The sequence below is a fragment of the Pseudomonas sp. WS 5027 genome (genome assembly GCF_012985695.1).
Taxonomy (GTDB): domain Bacteria; phylum Pseudomonadota; class Gammaproteobacteria; order Pseudomonadales; family Pseudomonadaceae; genus Aquipseudomonas; species Aquipseudomonas hygromyciniae.
Genome location: NZ_JAAQWU010000045.1, coordinates 1 through 13,823, shown reverse-complemented (window position 1 = coordinate 13,823; position 13,823 = coordinate 1). Strand labels below are relative to the sequence as shown.

The following is a 13,823-nucleotide window of genomic DNA, read 5'->3' as shown; positions in this document are numbered from 1 at the left end:
TAAACCCGGCCATCGCGGTTTATCTGAAGAAACGCGGCGGGCTTTTTGGGGCTGCTTCGCAGCCCAGCGCGGGGCAAGCCCGCTCGCCACACAAGCCCGCTCGCCACAACTGCGCTATCTGCTTGAATTTATGCGATGCGGCAAAGTTGTGTAGATACCGATGCTGCGATGAGGGTGGCTCAAAACTGCCCGTGCCTTGATACCTGTCAAGACCCGCCGCGACGCTTTGCCTCATGCTGCAGGCCTTGATTGTCATGGCCGACGGAGATTTCCATGAGTGCCCCCGCAACACCTGCTGTTTCTTTCAAGCTGCCCATGGGCCTGGTGATCGCCGTGCTGGTGATGATCGGCGTGCTGCTCTTGCCGCTGCCCGCCGATTTGCCGGTAGCCGGCCACCGGATGCTGGCGATCCTCGCGTTTGCCGTGGTGGTGTGGATCACCGAAGCGGTGTCCTACGAAGCCAGTGCGATCATGATTACTTCGTTGATGGCGTTTCTGCTGGGCACCGCGCCGTCATTGCAGGACCCTGCGCACCTGATCGGTTCCAGCCCGGCGATCAGCATGGCGCTCACCGGGTTTGCCAACCCGGCCCTGGCCCTGGTGGCCGGTGCGTTGTTTATTGCGGCGGCCATGACCCACACCGGCTTGGACCGGCGCATCGCCCTGGTCACCCTGACCCGGGTCGGCACCAGCACCCGCGGGATCCTGGTGGGCGCGATTGCCGTGACCATCCTGCTCAGCCTGGTGGTGCCCAGCGCCACGGCCCGCAGCGCTTGCGTGGTGCCGATCATGATGGGGGTGATTGCCGCGTTTGGCGTGGACAAGCGCTCGAATATCGCCGCCGGGATCATGATCGTCGTGGCCCAGGGCACCAGTATCTGGAACGTCGGCATCCAGACCGCCGCCGCGCAGAACCTGCTGACCGTGGGCTTTATGGACAAGATGCTCGGCCAGCGCGTGTCGTGGATCGACTGGCTGATCGCCGGGGCGCCGTGGGCACTGATCATGTCGGCGGTGCTGTTGTTCCTGGTGCTCAAATTGCTGCCACCGGAGAGCAACAGCATCCCTGGCGGCAAGGAAGCCGTGGCGCAATCCCTGGTGGATATCGGCCCCATGACCGGGCCGCAGAAGCGCTTGCTGACGGTCTCGGTCATGTTGCTGCTGGCCTGGGCCACGGAAGGGCGTCTGCACAGCTTCGATACCACTTCCACCACCTACGCCGGCCTGGTGATCCTGCTGCTGCCGGGCATCGGGGTGATGACCTGGAAGGACGTGCAATCGCGCATCCCCTGGGGCACGGTGATTGTCTTCGGCGTAGGCATCAGCCTCGGCACGGCACTGCTGACCACCCAGGCCGGGCAGTGGCTGGGCGCGCAGGTGGTGGGGCACACCGGCCTGGATCAACTGGGGCCGCTGGGGGTGTTTGCGATCCTGGGCGCGTTCCTGATTGTGATCCACCTGGGCTTTGCCAGCGCCACCGCATTGACCTCGGCCTTGCTGCCGATCCTGATTGCCGTGCTGCAAACCCTGCCGGGTGATTTCAGCCGGTTGGGCATGACCATGTTGCTGGGGTTTGTGGTCAGTTATGGCTTCATCCTGCCGATCAACGCCCCGCAAAACATGGTGTGCCTGGGCACCGGCACCTTCACCGCACGGCAGTTTGCCAAGGTGGGGCTGCTGGTGACCTTGATTGGCTACCTGTTGATGCTGGTGTTTGCCGCGACCTACTGGAGCTGGCTGGGCTGGATCTGATGAGTTGACCCCAATCCCCTGTAGGAGCTGGCTTTGTTGTTGCTGTTGCTCTGCTTTTGATCTTAAGCGCCCCGTCAAACCACGATGGCCGCAGGCAGGTATTGCGCAGTGGGCACCCCGGCAGGATGCCGGGGTAGCCGCGACACGGCCATGGATGGCCGATCGCGGCGGGCCCACGGAGCAATGCCTGACTGCGGGCATGCCGAGCCTAGGCGAGGCACCGAGTGGTGGGGCAAGAGCGTTTTGCTTACTTTTGCGCTCTTCAAAAGTGAGCCGCTGTAAGAGCGGAACCAAAAGCCGCCATGACCGCAGCAACGGATATGTACACCCCCCCAGTCCGCGGCGCCTGCATCGCAGGCAAGCCAGCTCCCACAAAGATGACAAGATCAACCCCGCTCAGGTCTACTACGCTCTGAGTCAGGGTTCTACCGGCCTCGTGCGTCGGTCATCAAGGTCACGAATGGATAAATACACCCCGCATGCCTGGCAACCCCACGAGCGCCCCAGCCTGCCGGGGTCGCCATCGACGCCCCATCACCCCACGCTCAAGCGCTGGGCTTTTGCCCTGGTTGGCGTGCTGGTGGCAATCACCGGTGGCCTGGGCAATGCCCTGGTGATCGCCAACCTGCCGTACCTGCAAGGCGCATTGGGCGCGACCACTGCCGAAATGGCCTGGCTGCCCGCCGCTTATGTGATGACCAACGTGTCGATGAACCTGCTGCTGGTGAAGTTCCGCCAGCAGTTCGGCTTGCGCGCATTTACCGAAGTGTTCCTGGTGCTCTACGCCCTGGTGACCTTTGGCCATTTGTTCGTCAATGACCTCAGTTCGGCGATTGCCGTGCGTGCGGCCCACGGCATGGTTGGCGCGGCCCTCAGTTCCCTGGGCCTGTATTACATGGTCCAGGCGTTCCCCGCAAAGTGGCGGCTCAAGGCCCTGGTACTGGGCCTGGGCACTGCGCAACTGGCCCTGCCGATGGCGCGGCTGTTTTCCGAAGACTTGCTGCAGATCGCCGAGTGGCGCGGCCTGTACCTGTTTGAACTGGGCATGGCACTGACCTGCCTGGGCTGTGTATTCCTGCTCAAGTTGCCACCGGGCGACCGCTTCAAGACCTTTGAAAAACTCGACTTCCTGACCTTCGCCTTGCTCGCCTCGGGCGTGGCATTGCTGTGTGCGGTGCTGTCCCTGGGGCGTATCGACTGGTGGCTGGAAGCGCCGTGGATTGGCGTTGCTTGCGCCGGTTCGCTGGTGCTGATCATGGCCGGGCTGGCCATCGAGCATAACCGCGCCAACCCGCTGCTGATGACCCGTTGGCTGGGCGGCGGGGTGATGATTCGCCTCGCTCTGGCCGTGATCCTGATCCGCATGGTGCTGTCCGAGCAGTCCACCGGCGCCGTGGGCTTTTTGCAGGCGCTGAATATGAGCAGCGAGCAGATGCGCACGTTGTATCTGGTGATGCTGCTGGGAGCGATCAGTGGCCTGGTGATCAGCGCATTGACCATCAACCCGGCGCACTTGCTGATGCCCCTGGTGATTTCCCTGGCCCTGATGGCCACCGGCTCCGTGATGGACAGCTTCTCCAGCAACCTGACCCGACCAGAGAACATGTACGTTAGCCAGTTTCTGCTGGGGTTTGGCGGTACTTTCTTCCTCGGCCCGACCATGGTGCTGGGTATGCGCAATGTGTTGAGCAACCCGCGCAACCTGGTGAGTTTTTCGGTGCTGTTTGGGATATGCCAGAACCTTGGCGGGCTGCTGGGCGCGGCGTTGCTCGGCACGTTCCAGATCGTGCGCGAGAAGTTTCACTCCAGCATGATTGTCGAACACCTGACGTTGCTGGACCCGCGGGTGGCGGCCCGGGTGCAGAGCGGCGGCTCGGCTTACGGCTCGGTGGTTGCCGATCCGGAGTTGCGCAACCTGCTGGGCATCCGCAGCCTGGCCACGGCGGCCACCCGTGAAGCCAATGTGATGGCCTATAACGATGTGTTCATGCTGATCGCGATCATCGCGATACTGACCATGTTGTGGATCTTTACCCGCAGCCTGTGGCTGATGAGCACCACCAAGAAAGCTGCCGCCAGTGCAGCGCCTTCCGTTCAACCTAGCGGCGCACTTTCTTCATGAGCGAACCTACGGCTACCACCACGACCACCAATGCCATTGCTTCCACCCCGGAGGGCACCACGCCGCCCGGAGCCACAATCACCGAACAGCGCTCGCTGGGTGTGCGCATCCTTTCGTCTTTGGGCTTTGCCGCGATTGCTATCGTCGGCGTATTGATTGTGTTGTACGCCTGGCAATTGCCGCCCTTCAGCAGCGCCGTGGAAACCACCGAAAACGCCCTGGTGCGCGGCCAGGTGACGATCATCGGCCCGCAACTGAGCGGTTATGTGTTTGAGGTGCCGGTGCAGGACTTCCAGCACGTCAAGGCTGGGGATCTGCTGGTGCGCCTCGATGACCGCATCTACAAGCAGCGCCTGGACCAGGCCCAAGCGCAATTGGCGGTGCAGCAGGCGTCCCTGGCCAACGTGGTGCAACAGCGCAACAGCGCCGAGGCGACCATCAAGCTGCGCCAGGCCGCCCTGGCCGACAGCCAGGCCCAGGCGCGCAAAAGCACGGCCGACCTGCGACGCAACGAAGAACTGATCAGCGATGGCTCGGTGTCGCGCCGTGAACTGGACGTGACCCGCGCCGCCAACGCGCAGACCATTGCCGCCGTGGCCCAGGCCCAGGCCAGCCTGGAAATCGCCCGCCAGGACTTGCAGACGGTGATCGTCAATCGCGGCTCGTTGGAAGCTGCCGTGGCCAGTGCCGAGGCCGCGGTGGAGCTGGCGCGCATCGACCTGTCCAACACCCGCGTGCTGGCGCCACGGGACGGTCAGTTGGGGCAGATCGGCGTGCGTTTGGGGGCCTACGTCAACTCCGGTGCGCAGTTGATGGCGCTGGTGCCGAACCAGTTGTGGGTGATCGCCAATATGAAGGAAACCCAGATGGACCATGTGCAAGTGGGTCAACCGGTGACGTTCACCGTCGATGCCCTCAACCACCGCAAATTCCATGGCACGGTACAGCGTATCTCGCCGGCCACGGGCGCCGAGTTCAGCCTGTTGCAGGCCGATAACGCCACCGGCAACTTCGTCAAGATTGCGCAGCGGGTGCCGGTGCGGATCACCGTGGACCCGGATCAGGAGCAGAGCGAACGCCTGCGGCCGGGGTTGTCGGTGGTGGTCAGTATCGACACGGCGGGCCGCCTGAAAAACAGCCCGCCCTGACATTCAACACATCCCTTGCTCGCGAAAGTCGTCAACGATAACGCGGGCTGCCTGGGTAAACGCGTTGTCGGTAAGTTTTTCGCGAGCAAGCTCGCTCCTACAGCATCGGCGGCAGGGTGCCCAGCAGGGACACCGCCGCCACCGCGGCCACGCCTAACAACCATTCGAGCTTCACACTGGCCTGCAGTTGCCCTACGCGCTGCTGGCAATGCTTGATCCGCAGCCGATTGAGCAATGCCAGGCCCAGCATCCCCGCCACCAGCAGCACCTTGATCAACAGGATCAAGGCAAACCCGCTGAACAGCGGGGTCGGCCAGAACTGCCCGGTGAGCACACGGATATTGATCAGCCCGGTGACCAGCAAACCGGCCACCAACAGGTAACCGACACCGCTGAAGCGCCGAAGGATTGTCTCCAGCGGGTAGAGTGCCGCGTGCCGCAGGATCAACACCAACAGCAACAACCCACCGAGCCAGGCACCGACGCAAAACAGGTGCACCATCTGGTTGAGGATCAGCAATTGCCCATTGAGGCCACTGAGCATCGCGCCGTGCCCCACGGGGGCCAGGGTGGCCAGCAGCAGCGCACTGAGGGGCAGGCGCAAGTGATTCCAGGGTGTCAGCAGGCTCAGTACCAGTAGGCCATTGAGCAACAGATGCAGGCTCCAGACCTGGCCGAAGAAGGTCTTGCCCAGCACCAACTGCACCGTCGCCAGGTCCAGCGCCGCCAGTTCACTGCCGGCCATACTGGCACTGATCAACAGCAGCCAGCTCACACCCGACCCCAGGGCCAGCCAGGCCAGCAGCGTGGTGATGCGTGACAACTGCCGGTCCAGGGCGGGCCGCTGGCTTGCGCCCAATAGCCAGGGCCTGAGTACACAGGCCCCGAACATCAGCAAAACCACCATAAAGTGCAGGAAACGGCAGAGCACCAGCAGGGTTGCCATGGGTTATTGGCCGACCTTGAAGCTATAGCTGCCAGCGCTTTTGTGGGTGTCGACCGAGAGGACGTGCCACTCGACCTTGTAGGTGCCAGCGGTCAACGGCGCGGCTGGGGTCACCACCAAGGTTTTCTTGTTTGCGTCTGGGGTTTGCAGGCCTTTGATTGCCACTTCGGTGCCGTCTTTGCTCAGGGAGACCTTGGTGAACGTGGCCTCGATACCTTCGGAGAACACCAGGCGCAGGTCAGCGGGCGCGGCGACGGTGCTGTCGGCTGGCGGCGTGGCGGTTTTCAGGTGCGCGTGGGCAAAGGCTGCCGAAGCACCTAGCAGCGAGGCCAGCAAGGTCACCGTAGTCAGGGCTTTCTTGATCAACATCGTGCACTACCTATCAATGGGAGAAGCGGGCAGTGTACGAAGTTTCTACTCAGGCTGTCGCCCCGATCTAGAGCGGATGGTAGTCTTCCAGGCATGTCGTTGTCAGGGAGCCCCTATGGGCAATCACAAGATCGGTATCCGTCGGGTCAACGTCGAAAAGATTCTGCTGGCCGCTGAAAAGGTCTTCGCCGAGAAGGGCTATGGCAGCACCGCCATGGCCGACATTGCCGAACAGGCGCAACTGCCGCGCTCCAATCTGCATTACTACTTCAGCACCAAGAGCGAGCTGTACAGCGCGGTGTTGTTCGACCTGCTGGAAGTGTGGAAGCAGGACGCCCTGTGCTTCGAGATGTTCGATGACCCGCGCGTGGTCCTCAGCAGCTACATCCGGGCGAAGATGCAGCATTCGCGCAGCCGTCCCTATGGCTCGAAAGTCTGGGCCAACGAAATCATCCACGGCGCGCCAACCCTCGGCGAAGCGCTGGATGCGAGCCTGTACGACTGGGCCAAAATGAAGGAAGCGAAAATCCGCCAGTGGGTGGAAGACAAACGCATCCTCGCGGTGGAACCCTCGAGCCTGCTGTATATGATCTGGGCCTCGACCCAGCACTATGCCGACTTTGATCACCAGGTGATGATCCTAAATGATCATCAGGCGTTGTCGGACATGCAGTTCGAGCGGGCGGTGCAGACGGTGACCAGTGTGATTTTGCGGGGGATTGGGTTGGAGCCCTGAGTTTGTGGTGGGGTTGAGGCCTCATCGCGATTTAAAAGGCTACACCGGTTGCGTGGGCTGAGGCCGTGAAAGGGCTCGCTGTGGTCAGGGGGCCTGTTGTGGTCAGGGGCTGTGGTCAGGGGCTTGTTGTGGCGAGGGGGCTTGTCCCCCGCTGGGCTGCGCAGCAGCCCCAAAACCGGTCACCTCGGTGTGTCTGAAAGGCCGAGGTGAGGCTGACCGGGGCTGCTGCGCAGCCCAGCGGGGGACAAGCCCCCTCGCCACAACGAGCCCCCTGGCAATAGATGGTTTACACCGCCTCGCGGTAGGGGTTGCGTGGATCCTGTGTCCAATTCAAGAACGGTTTGCCCGTGTCCATCGGCACCATCTCGATGCAGTCCGCCACCGGGCAGGTGATCTGGCACAGGTTGCAGCCCACGCATTCGTCGTCGATCACTTGGTACACATGGGTACCATCGGCCTGCTTGAGGCTGGCAATCGCCTGGTGCGAAGTGTCCTCGCAGGCAATATGGCAGCGTCCGCAGCCAATGCAGGCGGCCTGGTCGATCTTGGCGATCACTTGGTAGTTGATGTCCAGGTATTTCCAGTCTGTGGTATTGCCCACGGCGCGCCCGGAGAAATCCTGCAAGCTGCTGTAGCCTTGGCTGTCCATCCATCGCGACAAGCCATCCTTCATCTCGTCGACAATCCGAAAACCATGCAGCATCGCCGCCGTGCATACCTGCACCGCGCCACAGCCCAGGGCCACGAACTCTGCGGCATCGCGCCAGTTGCCGATGCCACCAATCCCGCAGATCGGCAGGCCCTTTGTCTGGGGATCGCGGGCGATTTCAGCGACCATGTTCAGCGCAATCGGCTTGACCGCCGAACCGCAGTAGCCGCCGTGGGTGCTTTGGGTGCCGACGATCGGCAGAGCGACCATGCGCTCCAGGTCCACACTGGTGATGGAGTTGATGGTGTTGATCAGTGATACCGCATCGGCGCCACCGCGATAGGCGGCCCGGGCGGCCACGCGGATATCGGTGATATTGGGCGTGAGCTTGACGATCACCGGCAGCGAACAATAGGTCTTGCACCAGCGTGTGACCTGCTCCACATATTCCGGCACCTGGCCCACCGCCGCGCCCATGCCGCGTTCCGGCATGCCGTGGGGGCAGCCGAAGTTCAGCTCGATGCCGTCGCAACCGGTGGCTTCGACTAACGGCAGGATGTTTTTCCATGATTCTTCGACGCACGGCACCATCAACGACACGATCAGGGCGCGGTCGGGCCAGTCCTTTTTCACCTGGGTGATTTCCCGCAGGTTGATCTCCAGGGAGCGGTCGGTGATCAGCTCGATATTGTTGATGCCCAGGACTTCGCGGTTGGCGCCAAAGTGCGCCGAGTAACGGGACGAGACGTTGACCGCCGCCGGGTCCTCGCCGAGGGTTTTCCAGACCACGCCACCCCAGCCGGCCTCGAAGGCGCGCACCACGTTGTAGGCTTTGTCGGTGGGTGGCGCGGAGGCTAGCCAGAACGGGTTGGGGGCTTTGATACCGGCGAACACAATCGATAGATCGGCCATTTACGCAGCCTCCACATTGAGCATGAGTTGAGCGTGCATGGCCTCGGCGGCCAGCTTGCCGTGTTGCACGGCCTGGACGGTGAGGTCCTGCCCGAGGCTGACGCAATCGCCGCCGGCATACACGCCGGGGATGCTGGTTTGCAGCTGCGCATCGACAAAGATCCGCTCGCCCTGGCGTTGCAGTTGCTGGGCCAGTGGGTCGTGCAAGGCCTGCTCGTCGAAGCCTTGGCCGATGGCTTTGAAGATCCCATCTGCCGCCAGCTCGAAGGTTTCGCCGGTGGTGTGCAGGCGGCCGTTTTCCAGGTGCGTGCGGGCAAAGCGCATACCGCGCACTTGGCCTTGGTCATCCAACAGCACGGCTTCGGGTTGGGCCCAGGTCAGCAAGCGCACCTGGTTGGCCTTGGCGATATCTTGCTCGTGGCCGGTGGCGCCCATGTCGGCAAGGCCACGGCGGTAGACCAGGTTGACGTCGCGCGCGCCCAGGCGGGCCATTTGCACGGCCATGTCGATGGCGGTGTTGCCGGCACCCAGCACGATGCAGCGATCGGCCAGGGGCAGTTGGCTGAGATCATCGGTCTGGCGCAGTTCGCGGATGTAGTCGGTGGCGGCGAGCAGTCCGGGGGCATCCTCGTGGGGCAGGCCCAGATGCTTGCTGGCGGCTAGGCCCAGGCCGAGGAATACCGCGTCGAATTGCTGGTGCAGGTCACTCAGGCTCAGGTTGTCGCCCAGGCGCTGGCCGTGGCGGATTTCGATGCCGCCGATCTGCAGGAGGAAATCCAGCTCCTTCTGGGCGAAGTCATCCACCAGTTTGTATTTGGCGATCCCGTATTCATTGAGGCCACCGGCCTTTTCCCGGGCTTCGAAAATCACCACGTCATGCCCATGCAAGGCACTGCGGTGGGCGCAGGACAAACCCGCAGGCCCCGCGCCCACCACCGCGATGCGCTTGCCGGTCGCGGCGGCGCGTTGGAAGGGGTGTTGGTCAAAGTGCGCGTTGTCTACGGCGTAGCGCTGCAACAGGCCGATCAGCACCGGTGCGCATTCTTCGCTGTTGTTGCGCACACAGGCTTGCTGGCAGAGGATTTCGGTCGGGCACACCCGTGCGCAACTGCCGCCGAGGATATTGGCCGAGAGAATTTTCTGCGCTGCGCCCTGCACGTTGTCGGTGTGGATGTTGCGGATGAACGATGGGATATCGATCTCGCTGGGGCAGGCATTGACGCACGGTGCGTCGTAGCAATACAGGCAGCGCGAGGCTTCCAGATGCGCCTGGCGGGCGTTGAGCGGCGGTGCCAGGTCGCTGAAATGGCGGGCGAGGGTGGCCCCGTCTTCATGGGGATGGGGAAGGTGGGTCAGGGTCTGGATCACGGTAGTGGCCTCACGGTTTTTTGCCTCTGGCGGGCATTGGTTTTTTTGTGGTTTGCACTGGCCTCATCGCGGGCAAGCCCGCCCCCACATTTGAACTGTGTGAACCCGATCAAGTGTGGGAGCTGGCTTGCCTGCGATTGGCGATGTCAGCGGTTTACAGCGGCTGGTTTGGAATGCTCAGCGCGCTTGCGCAACTGCTCGAACACCGCCGGATACGCCGGCCGCTCGACATAGCGCCCGGCACCACGTTCGGCGCGCAAATCGCCATCGACCCACACCAGCTTGCCCTGGCTGATGGTGTGGCTGGGCACGCCGCGTACGGTCTTGCCTTCGAAGATGTTGAAGTCCACCTGCTGATGGTGGGTCTTGGCCGAGATGGTCCGCGTGCCCTGGGGATCCCACAGCACCAGGTCGGCATCGGCACCGACGCGGATCGCGCCCTTGCGCGGGTAGAGATTGAAGATTTTTGCGGTGTTGGTGGAGGTCAGCGCAACGAACTCCTGCATCGACAGGCGCCCAGTGCTGACCCCTTCGTCCCATAGCAATGCCATGCGGTCTTCGATGCCGGCGGTGCCATTGGGAATCTTGCTGAAGTCGTCACGCCCGGCGGCCTTTTGGTCGGCGCAGAAGCAGCAGTGGTCGGTGGCGGTGGTGTGCAGGTTGCCTGATTGCAGGCCACGCCACAGCGCCCCTTGATGCCCGCGTGGGCGGAAGGGCGGGCTCATCACGTAGCCTGCTGCGGTCTGCCAGTCGGGGTGCTGGTACACGCTGTCGTCCAGCAACAGGTGCCCGGCCAGGACTTCGCCATAGACCGCCTGACCCTTGGCGCGGGCGTAAGTGATTTCGTCGAGGGCTTCCTGGGTCGAAACGTGTACCAGGTACAGCGGCGTGCCGATGGTTTCGGCAATGCGGATCGCGCGGCTGGCGGCTTCGCCTTCCACTTGCGAAGGGCGCGACAGTGGGTGGGCCTCGGGGCCGGTGATGCCCTGGGCCAGCAGCTTGCGTTGCAGGTGATAGACCAGTTCGCCGTTCTCTGCGTGCACGGTGGGCACCGCGCCCAGTTCCAGACAGCGCTCGAAGCTGGCGACCAGGGTGTCGTCGGCGGCCATGATCGCGTTCTTGTAGGCCATGAAGTGCTTGAAGCTGTTGATGCCGTGATGGGTCACCAGTTCGGCCATTTCCTCGCGGACCTGTTCGCTCCACCAGGTAATCGCCACATGAAACCCGTAGTCGGCGGCCGACTTTTCGGCCCAGCCGCGCCACTGGTGAAAGGCCTCCATCAACGACTGCTGCGGGTTGGGAATCACGAAGTCGATGATCGACGTAGTCCCACCCGCCAGGCCCGCTGCCGTGCCGCTGAAGAAGTCCTCGCTGGCCACCGTACCCATGAAGGGCAGTTGCATGTGGGTATGGGGATCGATCCCGCCGGGCATCAGGTATTGGCCGCTGCCATCGAGTATCTCGGTGCCGGCGGGAACATCCAGGTTAGTGCCAATGGCGCGGATTAGAGCGTCTGCGCACAAGACATCGGCTTTATAACTTTCATCATGGGTAACAACGGTAGCGCCACGGATCAACAGAGACATGCCGAGTTCCTCAGAGGCTTGACCGGCTTATGCCAGTTCTAAGTGTTGTAGTGCTGCTCACTGTGCAAGATCTATTCTTGTCATTGGTGACAGGAATAGAAACTAGCCCGAGTTTTTCGAATGATCAAGATTATTTTTTATAAGCATATATCTTTGATAAGTAATTGAATGTTAACGATAAAAAATGAAAATCCCCAAAATGTAGCGCGCTCTCACCATTTTGACGCACTTGACAGGTTCTCAATATGAGCAACATTTCCTATTGCAAATCAGGCGCTTGAGAGTTGCCTCTTGACGGCGGGCAGTAATAAAAATAATTGTGTTGCACCAGATTGAGTCCTGATTGTTCGGACAACTTCTGCGTTATTTGGCCTGAGTAACGTTGAAAGTGTCGTGGGACTTTTCGGTAGAGAAAATAAAGCTGATAAACATCAGCCAGTTATATAAGCGGTACGGACGAGGTGACGGCGTGCGGCACGGTAATTGAGTGCGCTGCCGGTTGGCCGGGTCCGTGATGTCATGTTCGTGCGGGACTACGGCCATCCAGCGTTGAGCGCCGGATGAGCAACAATAATTTAAAAAAAAACCGTGGAGCGGCCATGCAACAGAACAGATCGCAAGTCATAGAACGCGACGGCCTGTATGAACTCGACGCCGGCAGCGACGTCCTCGACAGCCCCCGTTACAACCACGATATGGCACCGACCAAGGTGCACGAGCGAACCTGGAACAAGTGGCACATCACCGCCCTGTGGGTCGGCATGTCGATCTGCGTCCCGACCTACACCCTGGGCGGGGTGCTCACCGCGTACTTCGGCCTGTCGGTGGGCGAAGCGCTGGTGGCGATCCTGCTGGCCAATATCGTGGTGCTCATCCCCCTGACGCTTAACGCCTTTCCCGGCACCAAGTACGGCATTCCGTTCCCGGTGCTGTTGCGCTCGTCCTTCGGCATTCTGGGCTCCAATGTGCCGTGCCTGATCCGCGCCCTGGTGGCCTGCGGTTGGTTCGGTATCCAGACCATGTTCGGCGGGCTGGCGATCCACTTGTTCCTCGGCTCGATTTTCGAGGGCTGGAAGAGCCTGGGCGGCACCGGCGAGGTGATCGGCTTCATGATTTTCTGGGTGCTGAACCTATGGGTGGTGCTGCGTGGTGCCGAGTCGATCAAATGGCTGGAAACCCTGTCGGCGCCGCTGTTGGTGGCTGTGGGCGTCGGTTTGCTGGTGTGGGCGTTGCCCAATGTGTCCCTCAGCGAATTGATGGCGATCCCGCCCAAGCGTCCCGAAGGTGCGAGCCTGACGGGTTACTTTATGGCCGGGCTGACGGCGATGGTCGGGTTCTGGGCCACTTTGTCGTTGAATATTCCCGACTTCAGTCGCTATGCCAAAAGCCAGAAGGACCAGATTCTCGGGCAGATTTTCGGCCTGCCACTGACCATGTTCCTGTTCGCTGCACTGGGCGTGATCATGACCGCCGCGTCGGTGAAGCTGGTGGGCGTCAGCGTCTCCGACCCGGTGACCCTGATCGGGCATATCCAGAGCCCGGTGTGGGTGGCGGTGGCGATGGCGTTGATCATCATTGCCACACTGTCGACCAACACGGCGGCGAATATTGTCTCGCCCACCAACGACTTCCAGAACATCGCCCCCAAGCTGATCAACCGCACCACGGCGGTGATTCTGACTGGCCTGGTGGGGTTGGCGCTGATGGCCCATGAACTGCTGAAAAAACTGGGCCTGATTGTTTCCGATGTCAGCCTGGAAACCGTGTATTCCAACTGGTTGCTCGGCTATTCGAGCCTGTTGGGGCCGATTGCCGGGATCATGGTGGTGGACTATTTCCTGATCCGTCGCCAGCAACTGGACCTGGCGGGGTTGTACCGCGATGACGTGTATCCGGCGTGGAATGTGGCGGGATTTATCGCGTTTGGCGTGCCGGTGGTGCTGACCCTGTTGTCGCTGGGTAGCGATGCGTTCAGTTGGTTCTACAGCTACGGCTGGTTCACTGGGTCGGCGTTGGGCGGGTTGTTGTATTACGGCCTGTGCAGCAAGCGCAAAACTAGTCCGGTCGCTGCCAAGACATCCCTGTAAGCGATGTGGAATGCAATCAACTGTGGGAGATTCTATGTTGCAGGTAAACCCTGCAACCTTAAGTTCGGTTGGTATTCGCTCTGGTTTTTCATCAGCGCGAATGCCACCCGGCAGAGCTTGCGGGCGAGGATTACCAGGGCTTGGGTCT

General features: G+C 61.7%; 10 protein-coding genes and 1 pseudogene. 5 read left to right on the top strand and 6 right to left on the bottom strand.

Going from position 1 to position 13,823, the window contains the following annotated elements; genetic code table 11:
- The first annotated feature begins 273 nt into the window (after positions 1–273).
- The 3 genes from HBO09_RS28480 (at position 274) to HBO09_RS28470 (ending at position 5,022) form a co-directional block, all read left to right on the top strand.
- A complete protein-coding gene (locus HBO09_RS28480; protein ID WP_169999522.1) occupies positions 274–1,752 on the top strand; it encodes a DASS family sodium-coupled anion symporter in 1,479 nt (492 codons plus the stop codon).
- A gap of 460 nt (positions 1,753–2,212) precedes the next feature.
- On the top strand, positions 2,213–3,874 hold the full coding sequence (locus HBO09_RS28475; protein WP_169999521.1) for an MFS transporter: 1,662 nt from the start codon (positions 2,213–2,215) through the stop codon (positions 3,872–3,874).
- Positions 3,871–5,022, top strand: coding sequence for an HlyD family secretion protein (locus HBO09_RS28470; protein ID WP_169999520.1), 1,152 nt, complete (start codon positions 3,871–3,873; stop codon positions 5,020–5,022). Before HBO09_RS28475 ends, HBO09_RS28470 begins: the two co-directional genes overlap by 4 nt.
- A gap of 97 nt (positions 5,023–5,119) precedes the next feature.
- Here HBO09_RS28470 and copD read toward each other — a convergent pair whose 3' ends face one another.
- On the bottom strand, positions 5,120–5,968 hold the full coding sequence (gene copD, locus HBO09_RS28465) for a copper homeostasis membrane protein CopD (RefSeq protein WP_169999519.1): 849 nt from the start codon (positions 5,966–5,968) through the stop codon (positions 5,120–5,122).
- Between the two features lie 3 nt (positions 5,969–5,971).
- Positions 5,972–6,337 carry a copper homeostasis periplasmic binding protein CopC gene (gene copC, locus HBO09_RS28460; protein WP_169999518.1) on the bottom strand — a complete coding sequence of 122 codons (366 nt, stop codon included), beginning with the start codon at positions 6,335–6,337 and terminating at the stop codon, positions 5,972–5,974.
- 115 nt (positions 6,338–6,452) lie between these two features.
- On the opposite strand from copC, the gene HBO09_RS28455 reads away from it, so the two are divergent.
- Positions 6,453–7,073, top strand: a complete 621-nt coding sequence (locus HBO09_RS28455; RefSeq protein WP_029298440.1) for a TetR/AcrR family transcriptional regulator — start codon at positions 6,453–6,455, stop codon at positions 7,071–7,073.
- Positions 7,074–7,359: 286 nt separating this feature from the next.
- Here the strand turns inward: HBO09_RS28455 and preA are convergent, their stop codons facing one another.
- The 3 genes from preA to hydA all read right to left on the bottom strand — a co-directional run bounded on the left by preA (position 7,360) and on the right by hydA (position 11,588).
- A complete protein-coding gene (preA, locus tag HBO09_RS28450; RefSeq protein ID WP_169999517.1) occupies positions 7,360–8,634 on the bottom strand; it encodes an NAD-dependent dihydropyrimidine dehydrogenase subunit PreA in 1,275 nt (424 codons plus the stop codon).
- Entirely contained in the window at positions 8,635–10,002 is a 1,368-nt protein-coding gene (locus HBO09_RS28445; protein WP_169999516.1) for an NAD(P)-dependent oxidoreductase, read from the bottom strand.
- Between the two features lie 146 nt (positions 10,003–10,148).
- Positions 10,149–11,588, bottom strand: a complete 1,440-nt coding sequence (hydA, locus tag HBO09_RS28440) for a dihydropyrimidinase (protein ID WP_169999515.1) — start codon at positions 11,586–11,588, stop codon at positions 10,149–10,151.
- A gap of 599 nt (positions 11,589–12,187) precedes the next feature.
- On the opposite strand from hydA, the gene HBO09_RS28435 reads away from it, so the two are divergent.
- On the top strand, positions 12,188–13,675 hold the full coding sequence (locus HBO09_RS28435) for an NCS1 family nucleobase:cation symporter-1 (RefSeq protein WP_169999514.1): 1,488 nt from the start codon (positions 12,188–12,190) through the stop codon (positions 13,673–13,675).
- Between the two features lie 32 nt (positions 13,676–13,707).
- On the opposite strand, the pseudogene HBO09_RS28720 reads toward HBO09_RS28435, so the two are convergent.
- Positions 13,708–13,823 (bottom strand): annotated as a pseudogene (locus HBO09_RS28720) (IS110 family transposase); the annotation flags it as partial.